The sequence below is a fragment of the Streptomyces sp. NPDC093544 genome, from assembly GCF_040683495.1.
Lineage (GTDB): Bacteria > Actinomycetota > Actinomycetes > Streptomycetales > Streptomycetaceae > Streptomyces.
Genome location: NZ_JBFBEA010000025.1, coordinates 1 through 20679 on the forward strand (window position 1 = coordinate 1; position 20679 = coordinate 20679).

The window sequence follows — 20679 nt, forward strand, 5'->3', positions numbered from 1 at the left end:
GTTTTTTCGCCCCCTCCGCCCTGTTTCAGCCCGTCCGGCGTTTGAGGACGAGGCCGTTCAGGCCGATAGCGGGGGTCTGGGGGCGCAGCCCCCAGAAACGGGACGGGTAGGGGCGGAGGGGGCGAGAAAACCCTCCCGATCCCCCCACGCCACATCGCCACGCCCTGGATACTGCGGGGAATGAGCACGCCCCCCGGGTCAACGACGACCCTTCTCCTCGCCCGTCACGGGCAGACCGTCTGGCACGCCGAGAGCCGCTACGCCGGGGTGAGCGACATCGCCCTCACGGACGAGGGCCGCGCCCAGGCGGAGGCCCTCGGCCGCTGGTCCGCCACACACAGCGTCGACGCGGTCTGGACATCGACGGTGTCGCGCGCCGCCGCCACCGCGGAGCCCACCTGCCGAGCCCTCGGCCTCACCCCGCACCGCGAACCCGCCCTGCGGGAATGCGACTTCGGGGTCCTGGAGGGCCGTACCCTCGCCGAGTTCGCGGCCGAGAACCCGGCCCGCGCGAAGGCGTTCCGGACGGACCCGGTGGCGTACCCCTTCCCGGAGGCGGAGGACCCCCGTACGGCAACAGCCCGCGGTGTGAAGGCCCTGCGCGGCATCGCCACCGCGCACACGGGCGAGCGCGTCCTGGTCGTCGCCCACAACACGCTGCTCCGCCTGGCCCTGTGCTCGCTCCTGTCCATCCCGCTGAGCGAGTACCGCCGCGTGTTCCCACAACTGCGCAACGCGGCGATCACCGAACTACGTGTCGACGTAAGTGTCGACGGCGGGGCGGTCGCCCTTCTCTCACTCAACGTGCCGTGCGCGTAAGAGCGGCTACGGGCGCCGCAGCAACCCCTTCTCCATCGCCACCACCACCGCCCGCGTCCGGTCGTTCACGTCGAGCTTGGCGAACAGGCGCAGCAGGTGCGTCTTGACGGTGGCCTCGGCGATGACCAGCCGGCGCCCGATGTCGGCGTTCGTGAGGCCGTCCGCCACGGCGTTCAGGACGTCCGTCTCGCGGGCTGTGAGCGGGACCGGGGCGGGCTGCCGCATACGGGCGACCAGCTTCTCGGCCACTCGGGGTGCGAGCACCGTCTCGCCGCGCGCCGCCGCGTGGATCGCGTCGACCAGCTGCTCGCGGGTGGTGTCCTTGAGGAGGTAGCCGATGGCCCCGGCTTCGACCCCGCGCTCGATCTCGGCGTCGGTGTCGTACGTCGTCAGGATCAGCACCCGCGTACGGGAGAAGCGGCTGACGATCTCCGCGGTGGTCGCCACCCCGTCGAGCACCGGCATCCGCAGGTCGACCAGTGCGACATCGGGGTCGTACCGCTCCACCAGTTCGAGCGCCGCCCGCCCGTCGCCCGCCTCGCCGACGATCTCGATGCTGTCCTCGGCGGCGAGCAGGGCGAGCACTCCCGCCCGCATCACGGCGTGGTCGTCCACCACGATGATGCGCAGCCCTTGCCTGGCGCCACTCGTGCCGCTCACACCGCCACCTCGCTCTCCACTGCCGTCGCCTCCATGGGAATCACGGCCAGGACCCGCGTCCCGTCCCCCACCGAACTCGTCACGGTGAGGCTCCCGCCCAGTTCCGCCAGCCGCTTGCGCATTCCGTCGAGCCCGAAGCCCGTCGACTCCTCCACCACGAACCCGGTCCCGTCGTCGGTGATCTCCAGCTCCACGCCGTACGCCTGCCGGGCCAGCACCGCACCGACGGTGGTCGCGCGCGCGTGCTTGCGTACGTTGGCCAGGGACTCCTGGGTGCAGCGCAGCAGCGCGATCCGGGTCTGCTGGTCGCAGTCGGGGTCCGCCAGGTCGGCGTCCACGACGAGCCCGGTGTCCTCCGCGAAACGGTCCAGCGTGCGGCGCAGGGTCTGCGCCACCGAACCGGCCGCGAAGTGGCCCGGTTGAGCGCCGGAGCTGACCAACTCCCTTGCGTCCGCCAGGTTCTCCCGTGCTGTGGACTCGATCGACCGCAGCTGCTGGGTACTTCGCTGCGGATCGTCGGCGACCCCCGCCCGGGCCGCCTCAGCGAGCACGATGATCGAGGCGAAGCCCTGCGCGAGCGTGTCGTGGATGTCCCGGGCCATCCGCTCCCGTTCGTCCGCCGCGCCCTGCCGCTGGTGTGCCTGGGACAGCTGAGTCTGTGCCAGCTCCAACTCCTCGATCAGCCGGGCCCGTTCGGCGCTCTGCGCGACCACCGCGTGGGCCCACAGCCCGAGCAGCACCCCCACGGCGACCACGATCAGCGTGGACACGAGGGTTTCGCCGAAGAACTCCGCCGTCCAGCCCTGCTGGATCCAACTCCCGGTCACCGTCGTGGCGGTGGCAAGCCCGAGGAACCCCATCGAGGCCCTCGGGGAACGCCCGAACATCCAGTAGTGCGGCAGCGTCACGATGAACAGCGCCGCGTAACTGCTGCGCAGATAGGCGAGCCCGCCGAGCGCGAGCGCCAGCACCGAGAGGTAGACGTGCGGCCGTACGACGGGATTGTCCGGGAAGCGGTCGAGCACCGCGTAACTCAGCACCACGCAGCCGAGCAGCGCGAGCGCCCCGTACTTGCTCCCACCGGGCGGGTCCATCGTCACGAGGCCGACAGCCATCGCGGCGAACAGCGCCCAGCACACCGTGTTCCAGCGGCGCAGCGAGGTGGCCCAGAACGTGTCGGCCAAGGGCCCGGTGAGAGCGGTCATGACGATCAACGTACGTCGGCCACGGGCATCTTGGGGGCCGCCCGCTCCAGAATCCTCGCCTGCCCCATTCCCCGCGAGGGCCACCAGCTCGCCTCCCCGAGCAGCAGCATCGCCGACGGCAGGATCAGGATCCGGACGATGAAGGCGTCGAGCAGCACGGCCGCCGCGAGCACGAAGCCGATCTGCTTCATCTCGATGATGTGGAGGAAGGCGAAGCTCACGAAGACGGTCATCATCACGACGGCGGCGCTGGTCACCACGCTCGCCGAGCTGCGGATCCCGTCGAGCACCGCCTGCCGCGTCGTCGCGCCCGCGAGCACGGCCTCCCTGATCCGGCTCACCACGAACACCTGGTAGTCCATGGAGAGTCCGAAGAGGATCACGAAGAGGAAGAGCGGTACGCGCGAGCCGATCGAGCCGGTGGAGTGGAAGTCCAGCAGCCCTTCGGCCCAACTCCCCTGGAACACAAGGACGAGCAGTCCGAGCGCCGCCGAGGCGGACAACAGATTCAGTACGACACCGATCAGGCCGAGGACCACCGACCTGAACGCGTACACGGTCATCGCGAAGGTCACGAGCAGCAACGCCCCGAGAACCAGCGGGAGTTTGCTGTTCTGGTGGGCCGGATAGTCGGCATAGCGCGCGACGTCACCACTCACACCGAACTCGGCGCCCTGGACGCGGCCGACGGTGGCGGGCAGATAGTCGTCGCGGAGGTGGTCGAGGGAGTCGTACGCCTCATCGGAGTTGCCGAGATACGGCACCTTCAGCTCAAGCACGCTGACGCGCTGGTCGGCGGACGTACGTATCCGCTCCGAGCCGGTGAACAGCTGGTCCGTTTCGGCGAGTTGAGCAAGCTTGTGCAGCGACGCGGTGACCTCCTCGACGCGGTCGGCGTCGGCGCGTACGACGATCTGGTGCGTCACGCGCTGCTCGGGGAACGCTTCGTTGAGCCGGTCGTACACCCGCATCGCGGGGATCTCGCGCGAGTGCGTGTCTCGGCTCATCTCCGTGATCTTCAGCCCGGCCAACGGGGTGACGAGCGCGAGCAGCGCGAGGACCGATACGCAGAGGGTGGCCAGGGGGTGCTTGCTCGCGGGGCGCAGCAGCGCGGTCCAGATCCGGCCGCCGCCGTTGTCGCTGCCGTCGCCGCCCCGCCTCCACCGCCGTACCGGCTTACCGCGCTCGGCACGCCGGCGCTGCTTGCGCTCGGCCCGCCTCCCGAGCTTGACCAGCAGTGCGGGAAGCGCCGTCAGGGAGCTGGCCACCGCGACCAGGACGACCACGATGGTGCCGGTGGCCAGCGAGGAGAAGATCACGTCCGCGGCCAGATACAGCGTCGCCGTGGAGGCCACGACCGCAAGCCCGGACACCACCACCGCCCGGCCCGAGGTCGCCGCGGCCAGCTCGACCAGCGCCTCGGAGCTCAGCCGGCCGCCGGCGCGGGCACGCTCCTCGCGCTCCCGCTTGAGGTAGAAGAGCGTGTAGTCGACGCCGACCGCGAGGCCGATCATCAGGATGACGTTCATGCCGACCCCGGTGTCGGGGGAGAGGTGCGAGGCCACCATCGAGAGCCCGACGGCCGCCGCGATCGACGACAGAGCCAGCAGCAGCGGCACACCCGCCATGGTCACCGACCCGAACACGATCAGCAGCGTGATCAGCGTGACGGGGAGGGTGATCGCCTCCGAGAGCGCGAGGTCGTCGCCACGTTGCTGGTCGACTCCCTTGCTGATGGAGGGACTTCCGGTCTCCTGGAGCAGCAGGTCGGGATGCGCCTGTTGTACGGCCCCGGTCTGCGCGACCAGCGCGTCGACCTTGTCCTTGGCGTCCCGCTCCTCGCCCTTCAGGGCCACCTCGACCATGAGGATCCGGCCGTCCTGGGACAGCAGCGGGTCGGCCACGCTCTCGACCTCGGGGAGCCGCTCCATCCGGGCGGTGAGGTCCTGCGCGGCGGCTTCGGCCACGCCCTTGTCGAGGGCACCGGACCGGGCGGAGATCAGCACCTGCTCCGCGGACCGGCGCTCGAGATGTCCCTCGGCCGCCATGGCCTCCGCGCGGCCCGCCTCGCCGACCCGGTAGTCCGCCGTCTTCGCGCTGTTGATACCGACGGCACTGCCGGCCGCCAGGCACAGCGCCACGAAAAGTAGCCATCCGACGATGGCCCGCCAAGGGTGCCGAGCGCTCCAGCGCGCCACCCGCACAGTCAATGAGTTCATGCCCAAAGCCTCGCTGGCCTGGGCAGTTGACGGACAGAGGCAGTCGGTTGAACTTGCCGTCCACCAGTCGGTGGACCCCAGGGATGGGGAAAGCCCCCGCGAGTCATGTCCTCGCGGGGGCTTTCCTTCCATCCGCCTGCTACGTGAAGGTTGAGAAGACGATCACGGGCAGGACGCTCTATGCATGCTCCAAAGGGCCATGCTTCAAAGGCGATGCCCCGAAGGCCTCGATGAAGTCGATCTTCTCCGAACTCTTATTGCAATCTATGTGCAACTACACGCTAGCAACAAAGAGGCCCTCGCGTGACGCATGCGAGGGCCTTTCGAGAGGGCTTGCTCCGTTCGGTTACTCGACCGTCGTGACCGAGGTGTAGTGCGAGGCGTCGCCCGCGATCGAGTAGCTCTCCTTGCCCTCGATGCCGACCGGCACGTCACCGGCGACGGTCACGCGGTGCAGACGGCGGGGCTGTCCGTCGTAGTTGTCGATGGCGTAGTGCTGGGTGATCCGGTTGTCGAAGAGGACGAGCTGGTTCGGGGACCAGCGCCAGCGCAGGATGTTCTCGGGCCGGGTGACGTACGACTGGAAGAGGTCGAGGATCTTGCGGGACTCGCCGACCGACAGGCCGAGGATCCGCTGCGCGAACCCGCCGATGAACAGCCCGCGCTCGCCGGTCAGCGGGTGGACCCGGACGACCGGGTGGGCCGTGCGGAAGTTGATGGAGGTGAACTGGGCGCGCTGCTCGGCCTGTTCCTCGTCGACCTCCTCGTCCGGCACCGCGTAGTCGTAGTCGTTGGTGTGCTCGGCCCAGAGGTTGTCGGCGAGTTGACGCAGCGGCTCGGGCAGGTCGCGGTAGGCGGCCGCCGAGTTGGCGATGAGGGTCTCGCCGCCGTACGGCGGGATGGTGATGCTGCGCAGGGTGCTGGCCTGGGGCGGGTTGAGGACGAACGTGACATCGGTGTGCCAGTGGTTGGCGCGGCCCCGCTCGCTGTCCACGGGGAGCACGTTCGGGGCGCCGTCGATCGCGGGCACGGTCGGGTGCGCGGTGGTGAGGTCGCCGAACTGGCGGGCGAAGGCCTGCTGGCCCTCGTCGTCCAGGCCGTCGGCGTCGAAGACCAGCGCCTTGTGCTCGTTGAGGGCGGCGCGGACGGCGACGATGGTCTCGTCGTCGAGGGGCTTGGCGATGTCGACGCCGGATATCTGCGCACCGATCTTCGCGGTGACCTTGCGGATCTCTATGCCGGACATGTGCGGGTCCTTTCAGTTCGGACGCGGGCGGTCTCAGTGGGAGGCGAGTACGGGGCTTGCGTACTGATTGGCCGGCCGCGGAAGCCCGTACCGCTCCCGAAGGGTCTGTCGCGGCCCGTACTCCGTGCGGAGCAGACCGCGGGTGCGCAGGATCGGCACGACCTGGTCGACGAAGAGTTCGAGGCCGGACGGCAGTACGGCGGGCATGATGTTGAAGCCGTCCGCGGCGCCGAGCCGGAACCAGTCCTCGATCGCGTCGGCGACCTGCTCGGGCGTACCGGTGAAGGTCAGGTGTCCGCGCCCGCCCCCGAGTCGGCCGATCAGCTCGCGGACGGTGAGTCGCTCGCGCCGCGCGAGTTCGACCACAAGCGTGTAGCGGCTCTTGGCGCCCTCGATGGCGCTCTCCGGCGGTAGTTCGGCGGGCAATTGGGCATCGAGTTCGAGCGTGCCCGGCTCCAGGTGCAGCAGGTGTTCCAGACGGTAAAGACCGTGCTCGTACACGATGTGGTCCTCAAGGACCCGCTCGTGTGCGCGCGCCTCGGCCTCGGTCGAGCCGATGACCGGGACGATGCCGGGCAGGATCTTGACGTGGTCCGGGTCCCGGCCGGCCGCGCCTGTACGGGACTTGAGGTCGGCGTAGAAGTCCTGCGCGTCCTTGAGGGTCTGCTGCGCGGTGAACACCGCCTCCGCGTACCGGGCCGCGAAGCGCTTGCCGTCGTCGGAGGACCCCGCCTGCACGAGGAGCGGGTAACCCTGGGGTGTGCGGGGGACGTTGAGGGCGCCCTCGACACTGAAGTACGTCCCCTTGTGGCGCGGCGGGTGGAGCTTGCGCTCGTCGCCCCAGACACCCGTGGCCTTGTCGCCGACGACCAGGTCGTCCTCCCAGCTGTCCCAGAGCTTGAGCGCCACGTCGAGGAACTCGGCGGCGCGCTCGTAGCGGGTTGCGTGGGCGGGCTCGTCGTCGAGGCCGAAGTTGCGGGCGGCCTCGGCGCCTGCGGTGGTGACGATGTTCCAGCCGGCCCGGCCGCCGCTGAGGTGGTCGAGTGAGGCGAATCGGCGGGACAGGTTGTAGGGGGAGTTGTAGGAGGTCGAGGCGGTGGCGATCAGGCCGATGTGCTGAGTGGCCGTGGCGATGGCCGTGAGCAGGGTGATGGGTTCGAGGGTGCCGGACGGGCGCTGGCCGACGCTGTTGAACAGGACCGGGCCGTCGGCGAGGAAGAGCGAGTCGAAGGTGCCGCGTTCCGCGATCCGGGCGAGGTTGACGTAGTGCGCGAGGTCGACGCTCGCGTACGGGTCGCTCTCGGGCAGCCGCCAGGAGGCCTCGTGGTGCCCGGTGTTCATCAGGAAGGCGTTCAGGTGCAACTGACGCGCGGTCGGTGAGGTGGTCACTTGTGGTCCTCCGTGACGCCCAGGGCGGCGAGCAGCCGCTCGCGGTACTCGCCGAGCAGGGGGTCGCGATACGAGCGGGGGTGGGGGATCTCGACGGTCAGATCCAGGCCGATACGCCCCTGGTCGAGCACGAGCACCCGGTCGGCGAGCACGATCGCCTCGTCCACGTCGTGCGTGACGAGCAGCACGGAGGGCCGGTGGCGCTCCCACAGCTCGCGCAGCAGGACGTGCATCTTGATCCGGGTGAGCGCGTCCAGGGCGCCGAACGGCTCGTCGGCAAGGAGGAGTTCGGGCTCACGGACCAGAGAGCGGGCCAGTGCGGCGCGCTGGGCCTCGCCGCCGGACAGCTCGTTCGGCCAGGCCCGTTCGCGGCCCGCGAGGCCCACCTCGGAGAGCGCGGCGCGACCGCGTCCGGCGGCCTGCTTGCCGTCCGCGCCGAGCAGTACGTTGTCGAGGACCCGGCGCCAGGGGAGCAGCCGGGAGTCCTGGAAGACGACCGACACCCTTTCCGGCGCCGTGAGTTGGCCGCTGCCGACGACGGAGTGGTCGAGGCCGGCGATGGCCCGCAGCAGGGTGCTCTTGCCGGAGCCGCTGTGCCCGAGCAGGGCCGTGAACTGACCCGCCGGAAGGTCCAGGTCGATGTCGTCCAGAACCTTGCGGCCCTCGAAGGAACGTGTCAGTCCCCGGAGTTGGACAGTGAGCTGCTTTTGAGTGGATGTCAGTTGCTCAGCGTGCGTCGCCATGACAGCACCCTCCGTTCGATGAGACGGACCGCGCTGTCGGAGACCAGACCGAAGACCCCGTAGATCAGCAGACCGACGAGGATGACGTCGCTCTGCCCGTAGTTCTGGGCCTGGAACATCATGTAGCCGAGGCCGTTGGTGGCGTTGATCTGCTCCAGGACGACCAGGGACAGCCAGGACCCGGTCACCCCGAGCCGCAGACCGACGAAGAAGCCGGGCAGCGCGCCGGGGATGACGATCTGCCGGACGAAGGCGACCCTGGACAGCCCCTGGACCTCGGCGAGTTCGACATAGCGGTGGTCGATGCCGGACAGGGCGGAGTGCAGATTCAGATAGATCGGGATGTAGACGACGATGGAGATGATCGCGATCTTGAAGGTCTCGCCGATGCCCAGCCAGAGGATGAACAGCGGGATCAGGCCGAGCGTCGGGATGGCCCGGTTGAGCTGCACAGTTCCGTCGATCAGCGCCTCGCCGATCCGGCTGAGCCCGGACGCGAGCGCCAGCACCACCCCGGCGGTCAGGCCAAGCGCGAACCCGTATCCGGCGCGCTCCAGGGACGTGAGCACATCCGTGGGGAGTGTGCCATCGGTCCACAGATGACCGGCGGTGCTGAGGACCGTCCAGGGCGCCGGTATCGCGCCGGGGTCCAGCTGTCCGGCGGCCGAAGCGGCGGCCCAGAGGGCGAAGAACAGGGCGGGGCCGATGACGCGGGAGGCGGGCAGCCGCTTGCCGGGAGCGAGTCCGCGGCGCCTTTTGCGAGCGGGTTTCCCCGTGACCTCCACGGGTGCGGCGTCGGTGGCGGTGGTGGGGGTCACTGTGCTGGTCGTGGTGGTGGTCATGGCGGTCAACTCCGGTACTCGGCGGGTACGGACTTCGCCGCTATGCCCTCGAAGCGCCGGTCGAAGAGCGAGCCGACCTTGAACGCCTTCACGAAGCCGCCCTCGGCCAGCAGATCGGCGGTCTCCTGCTCCCACTTCACCGCCTCGTCCCAACTCGGCGGATACAGCGGCTTGTTGGCGAGATCGGTGATCGCCTGGGCCTGTTCGAGGTTCAGGTTCTGCGTCTTGACGTAGAACTCCTCGTTCCACTCGTCGGGGTGCTCGTACGACCACACGGTGCCCTGCGCCCAGCGTGGGATGTACGCGGCGATCGCGGCGGCCTTCGCGGAGTCGGCGAGGACGGAGGTGGGCGCCCACAGCAGGTTGAGGAGGTCCACCACGTCGGTGGTGATGATGTGCGCGCCCTTGGACTCGTACTGCTTGAGATAGGCGGGCACCTGCTCGTTGCCGAGCGGAGCGATGTCCACCTGGCCGGACTGGAGCGCGGTGAGGAACTGGTTGCTGGTCAGCGGCACCAGCTCCGCATCGTCGTACGCCAGCCCCGCCTCCTTCAGGGCGCGCAACAGGACGACGCCCTGCGCCTGGCCCTGTGAGAAGGCCAGCTTCTTGCCCTTGAAGCCCTGGACGTCCTTGACATCGCTGCCGGGTTTGGTGGCGAAGGCGTAGTTGGGCTTGCGCGTGACGTTGATCGCGACGATCTTCGCGTCGAAGCCCTGGTAGTGCGCCTGGATCGGCGGGATGCCCGCGTTGTTGCCGACGTCCAGGGACTTGGCACGGAAGGCGTTGATGACATCGGGACCGGCGCCGATGTTCGGCCAGTCGGCGACGGTGAAGGGCAGGTCGTCGAGGCCGGCCAGCCTGAACTGGGTCTGCTGCCTGCCCTGATACGAGGCGATCTTGAGGCTCGTACCGGACGGGACCTTGGCGGCCAGCGGGGCGGAAAGTGACCCCTTGGAGGAGTTGCCGGCGGCACTGCTGCCCGCGCAGCCGCTGAGGCCGGCGACAGCGGCGGCGCCGAGCAGAGAGGACAGGAACAGCCGCCGGTCGATACCGGACGCGGAGGAGGACAGTGGTGACATGGGAGGACTCCGGGGATTCAAGTGGCAGGAAAACGCGCGGAATTCCGGACAGGGCTGAGCCGGGAAAAGGTGAATGAGCGCATGAGGAGGCACACACCCAAGGTGCGGAAGCACACGTCGAGGGCGAGGGCGAGGAGGTACACGCCGAAGGCGCGGCAGGGGAACCCGGGTGTTCGAGGGAACGTCAGTGCGTCAACGCGTCAGCAACAAATGGCGCGTGCGACCCGCATGAGGTCGATGACACGGCACTTGGTGAGCGGAACCTGCACTCGCGAGCTGCTCATGAGGAGGATGCTCCTTGCCGCCCGTAAGGCCTGTCAACATTCGGAGTTTCTGAATTAAATCGGCCCCGGTGACGGCCCGGCGACGGCCCTGGTATCGGCTTCGGTGACGGCTCAGGTGACGGCCCCGGTATCGGCTCGGGCGACGCGCCCAGCGGATCCCGGTAGAACACGTCGAGAGCCACCGAACCGCCCGCCACGGCCAGCACGGATTCCGGGAAACTGGTCGGCACGACCGCCGCCGCCCGTTCGCGCCCGACCGCCTCGCGCAGCGCCCGCAGGCAGTCCTCCCGGTACATGACACCGACCTCGGTGACGACGACGGTTTCCGGATTGAGCACGTCGAGCAGCAGCCCGGCGGCCCGCCCGATCATCCGGGCGCGCTCCAGCAACAGCCGTACGGCGATCCGGTTACCGTCCGCCGCCGCGGCCACGACGTGCATCGGGTTCACGCCGGCGATGATCCCCGCCTCGCGGGCCCGTCGGCACAGTGTCCGCTCGCTCAACTCGGCCTGGAGGCAGCCGGTCCGGCCGCAGCCGCACCGCTCCGTGCCGCCCGCGAGCGGCAGATGGGCGATCGCCCCGGCCTGGGAGCGGGGACCGTAGTGCACCTCGTCATGGGTGGCGAAGGCCGCGTCCACCACGTTGCCGACGAACAGGTGCAGCACGCTCCGGCTGCCGCGCGCCCGCCCGAACAGCCGCTCCCCGTTGACCAACGCCTTCGCGTGGCCGTCCACATGGACCGGCAGCCCGGTACGCGCGCCGATCGCATCCCCTACGGCGACCTCACGCCAGCCCAGCATCGGGTGCTCCACGATGGTCCCGGAATCCCGGTCCACCCAGCCCCCGCCGGCGACGCCCACGCTCAGCGCCGTACGGCCGGGGGCGTCCGCCAGCAGTGCGGCGAGACCGTCGGCGGCGTTCGCCAGCACCCGGCCCGGCTCGTTGCCACCGTCGTGACTCAGCCGCCGCTCAGCCACCACTCGGCCGCGCAGATCGAGCAACGCGACGGTCGTGTAGGGCACCGCCACATGTACTCCGCCGACCACGAATCGGGCGTCGTCCAGGTCGACCGGTACGTGCGGGCGCCCCACGCCCTTCGACTGCCGGGGCGTGGGCGCCTCCCGGATCAGACCGAGCCCCGCGAACTGGGCGCAGTAGTCGGTCACCGACGCCGGAGACAGCCCGGTCAGTCGGGCGACGGTGCTCCGGGCGACCGGCCCGTGCTCCAGCACGGACCGCAGGATGACACTGGCGCTGGTCCTGCGACGCGCGCTGTCGGCGGCTCGGTGAGGAGTGCCGGGAGGGGGCGTCCGGGGTGGTGCCGCGGTACGGGGCATGGAGAGCATGGAGAACTTCCTCGGGGCTGGTCCGACACTGCGCCGTCTTCGTCTCGGCGAGCCGGATCCGCTCCGTCCCGCCCTACACAGTGCGGCGACAGGTGGCCGTGCCCTGGCGGCGCAGGTCGACATAGCGACGCGACGCGAAGTTCTCAGCCTGGGCAACCATGGGTCGAGGGTAGGGGTTGCCCGGCGGATCCTGCTAGGGGCGGGCTTCTTCGCCCCCTCCGGTCCGTCTCAGCCCCTCCCTTCCAGTGTTCCTGGGGGCGTCGGACGAGCTGGAGACAGCTCTCCGGCGTTTGAGGAGCGGGGGTTTGAGGAGCGGGCGTTTTGGGGCGGAGCCCCCAAGTGACTGGAATGGGCAGGGGCGGAGGGGGCGAAAGAGCCTTTGGCGGGACCCCACAGTCCCGGCTCACCTCACCCCGTGCCCAAACCGACCCCACCACAGTGACCAGCATCACGCCCCCACAGGTGTACCCCACCCCCTTTGTGAGAAGCCGACCAACCCCTCGCTCCACCCTTTGTCGACCGCTGACGGTGATCACCCACGCACCCCTGGGATAGCGTCACCGTGTCCCGAACCTGCCGTCACCCCGCCGGAGTCCCCATGAGCACCGAAGCCGCCACCACCCGCACGGGCATACGCCCCGGCGAGGTCCTCGCCGACCTGCTCCCCGCCTCCCGCGTCAGGGACACCGCCCTGGTCCTCGGCGGCGCCGCCCTCACCGGCCTCGCCGCCCAGATCGCCCTCCCGGTCCCGGGCTCCCCGGTGCCGGTGACGGGCCAGACCTTCGCGGCACTCCTCGTCGGCACCGCCCTCGGCACCAGCCGGGGCCTCTTCTCCCTCGCCACGTACGCGCTGCTCGGCCTGGCCGGCGTCCCGTGGTTCGCCGGCGGCGGCTCCGGCGCCACCGTGTCCTTCGGCTACATCCTCGGCATGCTGCTCGCCGCCACCGTCGTGGGCGCACTCGCCCGCCGCGGCGCCGACCGCTCGGTCCTGCGCATGGCGGGCACGATGCTGCTGGGCGAGGCGATCATCTACGCGATCGGCGTCCCGTACCTGGCCTCCGCCGCCGACATGTCGCTCAGTGCGGCGGTCGCGGCAGGCCTCACCCCGTTCCTGCTCGGCGACGCCCTGAAGGCGGCCCTGGCGATGGGTGTGCTGCCCACGGCGTGGAAGTTCCTCGACCGCTGACGTTCAGCGCTGATGTCAGGTGAGGGGGTTGGGAGCCGCGTCCGGCTCCCAACCCCCTCACCTTTCACACCTCACCCCTCACCTCGATTCAGCGCTGCTGCGGCCGCCGGTGGACCCACCACAGGCCCGCCGCCCCCGCCGAGACCAGCGCCGCGCCCGCCGCGCCGAGGGGCAGGACCTCGCTGCTGCCGCCGGTCCTGGGCAGCTCGTCACCGCCGGGTGCCACCGGCGTGTTGTCGGTGCCGAGCAGCAGCGGGGTGGCCGGAGCGTTCGGCGACGGGTTCGTCGTACCGAACGGCACCGGGCCCTGCTGCCAGAACGTCTTCGCTCCGTCGCTCGTCTGCACCGGCAGACAGATCTTTCCGGTCTTGCTCAGATCGAAGGTGGCGTCGACGTCGTACGACTTCGACTTGCCCGCCGCGAGATTGCCGACGGCGCAACTGAAACCACTGTTCGATCCCTCGGGAAGATCCCCTTCGGCGATGGCGGAACAGCCCTTTACGCCTTTGACCGTCAGGCCGTCGAAACCGACCACCAAAAGCCGGATGTCGCCGCTTTCCTTGGTCCCTTCGTTCTTCACGGTGGCGGTAATCGCCGTCTTCTGTGAACTGTTGTCCAAGGAAATGCTCTCCGGCAGCAGCGTGGTCAGCTTTACACCCGCCGGCGCCTCGTCAACCGCCTTTCCCCCCTTACTGCTCCCCGGTCCCTGGTCGTCCGCGACGGCGGTGTAGGAAAGGATCATCACGGCCGAGAAAGATGCCGTGAGCAGCGATCCAGCGATGATCGTCGTACGATGAGAACTCATGTTCGCCCCCCTTGGCTGCGCCTGAATTCGCAGTACTTGAAGAGGTACCACAAGATTTCTCCGCACTATGCTGGTACGGCATGAAGTGTGACCATTGTGTTTCTGAGTGGTTCTGGTGTGACGGGCGATTGTGACGGGTCTTGAGGGGGTGCGGGGATTGTCGGGGAATGTGCGGGGCGGTGTTCCGGGGTTATTGGTGACGGGGCGTTATCGGCTGGTCGAGAGTATTGGGCAAGGGGGAATGGGGCGGGTGTGGCGAGCCGCCGACGACATGCTCGACCGGCAGGTCGCCGTCAAGGAAATGCGGATAGACGGACTCGACCCGGAGGACACGCGCACCCGCCGGGAACGCACATTGCGTGAGGCCAGGGCCACGGCCCGGATCGACCATCCCAATGTCGTACGCATCTACGACGTCGTGGACGAGGGTGAGCGGCTCTGGATCGTCATGGAGCTGGTCGCCGGCCGCTCGCTGGAGCAGATCGTGGCGGAGGACGGGCCGCTCAGCACACGCGAGGCGGCCCGCATCGGGCTCGAACTGGTCGTCGCGCTGCGCCAGGTGCACGCCGGGGGAGTGCTGCACCGCGACATCAAACCGGGCAACGTCCTTGTCGAGCGGAGTGGTCGCCGAGTCGTCCTGACCGACTTCGGCATCGCCGCGATCCAGGACGCGAAGGCGCTGACCATGGCCGGGATGCTGGTCGGTTCCCCCGACTACATGGCGCCCGAACGCATCTCCGGCCGCCCGCAGGGCCCGCCGTCCGACGTGTGGTCCCTGGGCGCGACCCTCTGCGCGGCACTCGGCGGGCGTTCCCCCTTCTCCCGTGCCACCACCCTGGCCACCCTGCACGCCGTCCTGTACGAGGAGCCTGAACTCCCCGCGTCTGCGGGCGAGTTGCGGGACATCCTGGCGGAACTCCTGGAGAAGGAGCCGTCGACCCGGCCCGGTCTGGAGGAACTCGAGGCGGAACTCGGACGGTTGGTGTTCCCGGGACCGGGACCGGGACCGGAGCCGGGACCGGGGGCGGCACGAGAGGCAGTCGCCGCGGGGGAGGCGGGCGATGCGGGCGAGTTGGGCGAGGCCGGAGGAGCCGCTCCCGATCCGGACGCGGCGGGGTCAGAGCTCGGCCACGGTCCCGGCCCCGCCCCCGAGCCGCCGCACGAAGCGCCGGCGGCCGCGCCGCCCGTTCCGCCGGTCCAGGCCGAGGCCCTAACACCCGTACTCCTGGACGCGGAGTTCATGAGCGAGGTACGGCAGCCGGAGCCCGCGGACGAGCTGGAACGCCAGTCCGAGCCCGCGTGCGCGCTGGAACGCCAGTCCGAGCCCGCACCCCGAACGGAGCCTGACCCCGAACCCATAGAGGACGCGATACCGGCGCACCACACCCCGACGCGGAAGAGCTCGCTCGACTTCAGGAAGCCCCGGCCGAAGCAGCCGCCGTTCGCAGTCGAGGAAGCCCCGCCCGAGCCCCTCAATGCAGGGGAGACCCTCAGCGCCTCCGGCGCCGTGAACGCCTCCACCGAAGTCCCCTCCGAACTACGCGCGGAGGTCGGCTCCACAACCCCCTCCCCCTTCCCGTCTCCCTCGGCGGAGGCGGTGACGGAGGCCCAGATCCCGTCGGCGTCCGTCCCCACGGCGATGCCCCCCGGCGAAGTCCCCGGCCCCGCCGTGCCCGCCGGCCCGCGCCCGAGCCGGCGCCGCCTGGGGCTGGTCACCGGGAGCGCTGTGGTCGCGGCGGGAGTGGCCGTCTGGCTGGTCATCGCGGCGACCGGCGGACCGCCCGACGACAACAAGGCGGACTCCTCGACGTCATCGGCGCCGACCAGTTCGGCGAGCAGCGCCTCGCCCACCGTCGCGGGCACCTCACGTCCGCCCAGCCTGCCCCCGGGCGCGCACCGCGAGGCCGGCGGGTACGCGTGGGTGACGCCCAAGGGCTGGCGGCGGGACCTGAAGACGGGCTCCGAGGTGCACTACACCTCACCCGACGGCAAACAGGAGATCGCGGCCAAGTCCTCCCTCGCCAAGGGCGACCTCATGGAGACATGGCAGACCTCGGAGCAGAACGCCCGCCAGGGGCAGGGCTATCAGAAGATCCGCCTGGAGGAGACGACCTTCCGGGGCAGGCCGGCGATCGTCTGGGAGTACCTCTTCACGCTCCAAGGGACGCCCTGGCACGCCCAGTTGCTGGGCTTCGAGGCCGACGGGAAGTCGTACCAGGTCAACACCTGGTACCAGCCGGACATCGAGAACCAGGCGCTCGAGGTCTACGCACAGGTCAAGAAGGACTTCACCGTGCTCTAGACGGTCTCTGGACAGAAGGGAGGGGGCCCGCGGCGAGGACGAACGCCGCGGGCCCCCTCCCAACTCTCCTCGGGAGAGCCGGCCGAATCAGCCGACCTTCACCGGAGCGTCGTCATGAGGCTCGTCCGCGACAGGGTGCACTGCCGGCGCGCCGGCTCCCCTCCTCTGCCGGATCACGGCGATCACGAGCACCACCGCGGCGACGAGCAGGGACAACAGGACCGTCTCCCGGCCGTCGTGTTCCGTGTCGGTCAGCATGTAGCCGAGCACGAACACGATCAGCGCGGCCGTCGCCCAGGTCAGATACGGGTTCAGCCACATCTTCACGACGAGCTTCTCCGGCGACTCGCGCTGGATGATCTTCCGCATCCGCAGCTGCGAGAAGCAGATGACGAGCCAGACGAACAGGGCGACCGCACCGGAGGAGTTGACCAGGAAGAGGAAGACCGAGTCCGGGAACTTGTAGTTGAAGAAGACGGCCACGAAGCCGAAGGTGACGGAGACGATGATGGCGGCCAGCGGCACACCACGGGAGGTGGTCCTGGCGAACGCCTTCGGCGCGTCCCGCCGCTGTCCGAGCGAGAACGCCATCCGGGAGGCCGTGTAGAGCCCGGAGTTGAGGCAGGACAGTACGGAGGTCAGCACGATGAAGTTCATGATCTGACCGGCGTGCGCGATGCCGAGGGAGTCGAGGGCGGCGACGTACGAGCCCTGCTCCTTGATCGACGGGTCGTTCCACGGCAGCAGGGTCACGACCACGAAGATCGAGCCGAGGTAGAAGACGCCGACGCGCCAGATGATGCTGTTGGTGGACTTGGTGACGGCGCGCTGCGGGTCCTCGGACTCGCCGGCGGCGAGGGTCGCGATCTCACTGCCCATGAAGGAGAAGACGACCAGCAGCACGCCGGTGAGGATCGCGCCGGGCCCGTTGGGCAGGAAACCGCCGTGGTCGGTGAGATTCCCGAGTCCGGCCTTCTCGGCGTCGACACCCGGCAGCACGCCGAAGATGGCGAGAGCGCCGACCACGACGAACGCGCTGATCGCCACGACCTTGATCCCGGCGAACCAGAACTCGAACTCACCGTACGACCCCACGGACACGAGGTTCGTCGCGGTGAGGACGAGCATCACGATGAGCGCCCACCCCCACTGGGGAACGGCGGGTATCCACCCTTCGAGGATCTTGGCCCCGGCGGTGGCCTCGACAGCCAGTACGACCACCCAGAAGAACCAGTACAGCCAGCCGATCGAGAACCCGGCCCAGCGCCCGAGCGCGCGGTCGGCGTGTGCGGAGAAGGAACCGGACGTCGGATTCGCGGCGGACATCTCGCCGAGCATCCGCATGACAAGGACGACGAGCGTCCCCACCAAGGCGTACGAGAGGAGGATGCCGGGCCCGGCGGTGGCGATACCGGAGCTGGAGCCCACGAAAAGTCCGGCTCCGATGACACCGCCGATGGCGATCATCGACAGATGACGGTTCTTGAGTCCGGCCTGGAGGCCGCCACCGGGTTCTCCGGAGCCTCCGGGGCCGCTTGCGGCCTTCGTGGGGGTCGGCTGCGAGGTCATATCGAGGGGATTCCTTTTCGCCGGGTGAGCAGATCGTCCGTACGAGCGGTGTAAGTGGGGCGTACGAGCCGGTCCAGTGAATCGGAGGCAAAGAGATTCGTGAACCTTTGATTCCAGATCGTTACTTGAGGTTTCCTTGAGGTTCTATAGTGTTGCTCACACTTTTCACGGACGGCACCCGGCGAGGCCGATCCGAAACAGCCATGTCACACTCGAACCATGCGCGTGTATCTCGGCTCCGATCATGCCGGTCTCGAACTGAAGAACCACCTCGTCGAGTGGCTCAAGGCCGCCGGGCACGAGCCCGTCGACTGCGGTCCCCTCATCTACGACGCCCAGGACGACTACCCGCCCTTCTGCCTCCGTGCGGCGACGCGGACAGCGGCGGACCCCGACTCCCTCGGCATCGTGATCGGCGGCTCCGGCAACGGCGAGCAGATCGCCGCGAACAAGGTCGCCGGCGTGCGTGCCGCCCTCGCCTGGAGCGAGGAGACCGCCTCCCTCGGCCGCCAGCACAACAACGCCAACGTCGTGGCCGTAGGCGCCCGCATGCACTCCCAGGAAGAAGCGACGAAGTTCGTCGAGACCTTCCTCACCACCCCGTTCTCCGGCGGCGAACGCCACATCCGCCGCATCAACATGCTCACGGCCTACGAGGCAACAGGCGACCTGCCCCCGATCCCGGCCCACCACCCGCAGGCCTGATCTTTCAGCCCGTCCGGCGTTTGAGGACGAGGCCGTTCAGGCCGATAGCGGGGGTCTGGGGGCGCAGCCCCCAGGTACGGGACGGGTAGGGGCGGAGGGGGCGAAAAAATCCCGCGCCCCGCCACAGCGCACACGCAGGAGGCCCCCGTGCCCGAAGGGCACACGATCCACCGCCTGGCCGAGGACTACGAGGCCAGGTTCGCCGGCGGAATCACCCGAGTCACCAGCCCCCAGGGCAAGTTCGCAGACGCCGCAGCCCTCCTGGACGGCACCGAGTTCGAGAACGCCGACGCCCACGGCAAACACCTCTTCCTACGCTTCAAGGCCGAGGACTGGATCCACATCCACCTCGGCCTCTTCGGCAAGGTCACCTTCGGCGGCGCCCCCGCACCCCCACCCACGGACACCGTCCGGCTCCGCCTGGCGAACCCCACCGCGTACGTCGACCTCCGCGGCCCCACCACCTGCGCCCTGATCACCGACGACGAGAAGCAGGCGATACACGACCGCCTGGGCCCGGACCCCCTCCGCCCGGACGCCGACCCGTCAGCCGCGTACCACCGAATCGCCCGCAGCCGTACGACAATTGCCGCCCTCCTCATGGACCAGAAGATCATCGGGGGCGTGGGCAACGTCTACCGCGCCGAAGTCCTCTTCCGGCACGGCATCGACCCGTACCGGACTGGCAAGGACATCACTCCCGCCGAGTGGGACGCGATCTGGACCGACCTCGTGGACCTCATGCGCGAGGGCGTCCGCAACAACCGCATCGACACGGTCCGCCCGGAACACACCCCCGAGGCCATGGCCCGCCCGCCCCGCGTCGACGACCACGGCGGCGAGGTCTACGTCTACCGCAGGGCCCACCTGCCCTGCCACATCTGTGGCGGCGAGATCCGCACCGCCGATCTCGCCGCCCGCAACCTCTTCTGGTGCCCGGGCTGCCAGAAAGCTTGAGGCCCTAGAATCCGTGGGGCAGCCAGGGCGCGACAGCTGACGAGAACCCGACCGAGGCCTCGACCAGCGCCCCCTGCCGCAACTCCCGCACCCGCCCAGCCGCCCCGAGCGAGGCCAGGGACACCCCGCCCAGATAGGCCGCCCCCAACTCCCGTACGGACAAAGCGAGATCGGCCGAGTCCTCCGTACGCACGCAGGTCGCCCCCTTCGCGTCACCCGAGAGCCGCCAACGCCCCTCGTTCCAGGGGCAGAACGCGTCCTCGACCTCGAACACCAGGTCCACCGTCGCCTGATACGTCCGTGCCTCCAGCGCGGCGCCGACATCGACGAGCCGTACGTGCAGCGCGTCCCTCAGCCGCGGACGGCAGCGGCGGATGTCGGACACCATGTGCTGCCAGGCCTCGTCGACGGGCCGGCCGCGGGTGTCGAGCGTGGACGTCAGGTCGATCTCGAACAGGAACCGCCACAGCGCGCCCTGCACCGCCGGGTCGAGACCTTCCAGGTCCTCCAACACGACCGTGCCCTGGTGCCCGGCCGGATCCCACTCCGGCTTGACCCGGAAACGGGCGTAGCCCACGACCTCGTCGTCCCGCTCGGCGACCACGCACTGGAGTGGCGATGCGCCGTCCCGCTCGCTCTCCGGGTCGAGGAGCGCCACCCGCTCCCAGCCGGGCCGCCGCGCCAGCATGCCCGGACGTCCCGGAACCTGCCGCGCGTACACCGCCTCGCACGCGTCGAGGACATCGGCCGGTGCCGCGTACCGCAGGTGTACGTCGTCGGTGCCGGACGGCACGGACAGTCGTACGCGACTGGTGTCGATCTCGGCGTTGAGCTGATACGTCGCGATGCCGTAGCCGAACCGGCCGTAGATCACCGGCTCCGACGCGGTCAGGACCGCCAGCGGCTCGCCCCACGAGCGGATGTCGTCCAGCTGGCGCCGCATCATGGACCGCAGCACCCCGCGCCGCCGGTGGGTGGCCGCCACGCTCACCATCGTGATGCCCGCGGCCGGTACGGAGGCGCCGCCCGGCACCGTGACGCGGAAGGTGAACGCGCCCGCGGTGCCCACCACCTGGTCACCGTCCCAAACGCCGATGAAACGGTCGTACTCTGAGAGCGCGTTGTACAGTCCGCGCTCGTCGGACGACTCCGGCACTCCGCCGAAGGCGCGGACCAGGTTGTCGTACCACGCGTTCCACTCGGTCTGCTGAAGTACCCGCACGTCGGTCGTCATAGGCCATGCCTACCAGGGCAATGCGGTACGAGCCAGGGAATTTCTCCCCACCGTCGCGGACGCCCTGTGCGAGGACCTGTGCGACGTCT

General features: G+C 69.5%; 17 protein-coding genes. 5 read left to right on the plus strand and 12 right to left on the minus strand.

Features of this window, described 5'->3' with window-relative positions; genetic code table 11:
- The first annotated feature begins 180 nt into the window (after positions 1-180).
- Positions 181-819: a histidine phosphatase family protein gene (locus AB0N66_RS32105; RefSeq protein ID WP_365441643.1), complete on the plus strand. Its 639-nt coding sequence runs from the start codon at positions 181-183 to the stop codon at positions 817-819.
- Between the two features lie 6 nt (positions 820-825).
- On the opposite strand, the gene AB0N66_RS32110 is transcribed toward AB0N66_RS32105, so the two are convergent.
- The 9 genes from AB0N66_RS32110 to AB0N66_RS32150 form a co-directional block, all read right to left on the minus strand.
- Positions 826-1479: a response regulator transcription factor gene (locus AB0N66_RS32110; protein WP_365441645.1), complete on the minus strand. Its 654-nt coding sequence runs from the start codon at positions 1477-1479 to the stop codon at positions 826-828.
- Complete coding sequence (locus AB0N66_RS32115) at positions 1476-2684, minus strand: sensor histidine kinase (RefSeq protein WP_365441647.1); 1209 nt, start codon at positions 2682-2684, stop codon at positions 1476-1478. The genes AB0N66_RS32110 and AB0N66_RS32115 overlap by 4 nt, the downstream gene beginning before the upstream one ends.
- 5 nt (positions 2685-2689) lie before the next feature.
- On the minus strand, positions 2690-4903 hold the full coding sequence (locus tag AB0N66_RS32120) for an MMPL family transporter (RefSeq protein ID WP_365441649.1): 2214 nt from the start codon (positions 4901-4903) through the stop codon (positions 2690-2692).
- 346 nt (positions 4904-5249) lie between these two features.
- On the minus strand, positions 5250-6149 hold the full coding sequence (locus AB0N66_RS32125) for a TauD/TfdA family dioxygenase (RefSeq protein WP_365441651.1): 900 nt from the start codon (positions 6147-6149) through the stop codon (positions 5250-5252).
- 33 nt (positions 6150-6182) lie between these two features.
- Entirely contained in the window at positions 6183-7538 is a 1356-nt protein-coding gene (locus AB0N66_RS32130; protein ID WP_365441653.1) for an LLM class flavin-dependent oxidoreductase, read from the minus strand.
- Positions 7535-8281 (minus strand): ABC transporter ATP-binding protein, encoded by a 747-nt coding sequence (locus tag AB0N66_RS32135; protein WP_365441655.1) that lies wholly within the window; start codon positions 8279-8281, stop codon positions 7535-7537. Before AB0N66_RS32135 ends, AB0N66_RS32130 begins: the two co-directional genes overlap by 4 nt.
- A complete protein-coding gene (locus AB0N66_RS32140; protein WP_365441656.1) occupies positions 8257-9123 on the minus strand; it encodes an ABC transporter permease in 867 nt (288 codons plus the stop codon). Before AB0N66_RS32140 ends, AB0N66_RS32135 begins: the two co-directional genes overlap by 25 nt.
- A gap of 5 nt (positions 9124-9128) precedes the next feature.
- A complete protein-coding gene (locus tag AB0N66_RS32145; protein WP_365441658.1) occupies positions 9129-10202 on the minus strand; it encodes an ABC transporter substrate-binding protein in 1074 nt (357 codons plus the stop codon).
- A gap of 280 nt (positions 10203-10482) precedes the next feature.
- Positions 10483-11823: an ROK family protein gene (locus AB0N66_RS32150; protein ID WP_365441813.1), complete on the minus strand. Its 1341-nt coding sequence runs from the start codon at positions 11821-11823 to the stop codon at positions 10483-10485.
- 607 nt (positions 11824-12430) lie between these two features.
- Between AB0N66_RS32150 and AB0N66_RS32155 the strand changes: the two genes are divergently transcribed.
- Complete coding sequence (locus AB0N66_RS32155) at positions 12431-13018, plus strand: biotin transporter BioY (RefSeq protein ID WP_365441660.1); 588 nt, start codon at positions 12431-12433, stop codon at positions 13016-13018.
- 88 nt (positions 13019-13106) lie between these two features.
- On the opposite strand, the gene AB0N66_RS32160 is transcribed toward AB0N66_RS32155, so the two are convergent.
- On the minus strand, positions 13107-13823 hold the full coding sequence (locus AB0N66_RS32160; RefSeq protein WP_365441662.1) for a hypothetical protein: 717 nt from the start codon (positions 13821-13823) through the stop codon (positions 13107-13109).
- A gap of 241 nt (positions 13824-14064) precedes the next feature.
- Between AB0N66_RS32160 and AB0N66_RS32165 the strand changes: the two genes are divergently transcribed.
- Positions 14065-16125 (plus strand): protein kinase, encoded by a 2061-nt coding sequence (locus AB0N66_RS32165; protein ID WP_365441664.1) that lies wholly within the window; start codon positions 14065-14067, stop codon positions 16123-16125.
- A gap of 87 nt (positions 16126-16212) precedes the next feature.
- Here AB0N66_RS32165 and AB0N66_RS32170 read toward each other — a convergent pair whose 3' ends face one another.
- Positions 16213-17694 carry an amino acid permease gene (locus AB0N66_RS32170; protein ID WP_365441666.1) on the minus strand — a complete coding sequence of 494 codons (1482 nt, stop codon included), beginning with the start codon at positions 17692-17694 and terminating at the stop codon, positions 16213-16215.
- 219 nt (positions 17695-17913) lie between these two features.
- Here AB0N66_RS32170 and AB0N66_RS32175 point away from each other — a divergent pair, with 219 nt between their 5' ends.
- Both AB0N66_RS32175 and AB0N66_RS32180 read left to right on the plus strand, forming a co-directional pair.
- A complete protein-coding gene (locus AB0N66_RS32175; RefSeq protein ID WP_365441668.1) occupies positions 17914-18399 on the plus strand; it encodes a ribose-5-phosphate isomerase in 486 nt (161 codons plus the stop codon).
- 147 nt (positions 18400-18546) lie between these two features.
- Positions 18547-19356 carry a DNA-formamidopyrimidine glycosylase family protein gene (locus AB0N66_RS32180; RefSeq protein ID WP_365441670.1) on the plus strand — a complete coding sequence of 270 codons (810 nt, stop codon included), beginning with the start codon at positions 18547-18549 and terminating at the stop codon, positions 19354-19356.
- Between the two features lie 4 nt (positions 19357-19360).
- Here the strand turns inward: AB0N66_RS32180 and AB0N66_RS32185 are convergent, their stop codons facing one another.
- Complete coding sequence (locus AB0N66_RS32185) at positions 19361-20590, minus strand: GNAT family N-acetyltransferase (protein WP_365441672.1); 1230 nt, start codon at positions 20588-20590, stop codon at positions 19361-19363.
- Positions 20591-20679 lie beyond the last annotated feature (89 nt).

Bases quoted from the DNA above. Each gene is read 5' to 3' on its own strand.
- AB0N66_RS32105 (WP_365441643.1), top strand. From the start codon at position 181: ATGAGCACGCCCCCCGGGTCAACGACGACCCTTCTCCTCGCCCGTCAC.
- AB0N66_RS32115 (WP_365441647.1), bottom strand. From the start codon at position 2,684: ATGACCGCTCTCACCGGGCCCTTGGCCGACACGTTCTGGGCCACCTCG.
- AB0N66_RS32120 (WP_365441649.1), bottom strand. From the start codon at position 4,903: ATGAACTCATTGACTGTGCGGGTGGCGCGCTGGAGCGCTCGGCACCCT.
- AB0N66_RS32125 (WP_365441651.1), bottom strand. From the start codon at position 6,149: ATGTCCGGCATAGAGATCCGCAAGGTCACCGCGAAGATCGGTGCGCAG.
- AB0N66_RS32135 (WP_365441655.1), bottom strand. From the start codon at position 8,281: ATGGCGACGCACGCTGAGCAACTGACATCCACTCAAAAGCAGCTCACT.
- AB0N66_RS32140 (WP_365441656.1), bottom strand. From the start codon at position 9,123: ATGACCACCACCACGACCAGCACAGTGACCCCCACCACCGCCACCGAC.
- AB0N66_RS32145 (WP_365441658.1), bottom strand. From the start codon at position 10,202: ATGTCACCACTGTCCTCCTCCGCGTCCGGTATCGACCGGCGGCTGTTC.
- AB0N66_RS32150 (WP_365441813.1), bottom strand. From the start codon at position 11,823: ATGCCCCGTACCGCGGCACCACCCCGGACGCCCCCTCCCGGCACTCCT.
- AB0N66_RS32155 (WP_365441660.1), top strand. From the start codon at position 12,431: ATGAGCACCGAAGCCGCCACCACCCGCACGGGCATACGCCCCGGCGAG.
- AB0N66_RS32160 (WP_365441662.1), bottom strand. From the start codon at position 13,823: ATGAGTTCTCATCGTACGACGATCATCGCTGGATCGCTGCTCACGGCA.
- AB0N66_RS32165 (WP_365441664.1), top strand. From the start codon at position 14,065: ATGGGGCGGGTGTGGCGAGCCGCCGACGACATGCTCGACCGGCAGGTC.
- AB0N66_RS32170 (WP_365441666.1), bottom strand. From the start codon at position 17,694: ATGACCTCGCAGCCGACCCCCACGAAGGCCGCAAGCGGCCCCGGAGGC.
- AB0N66_RS32175 (WP_365441668.1), top strand. From the start codon at position 17,914: ATGCGCGTGTATCTCGGCTCCGATCATGCCGGTCTCGAACTGAAGAAC.
- AB0N66_RS32185 (WP_365441672.1), bottom strand. From the start codon at position 20,590: ATGACGACCGACGTGCGGGTACTTCAGCAGACCGAGTGGAACGCGTGG.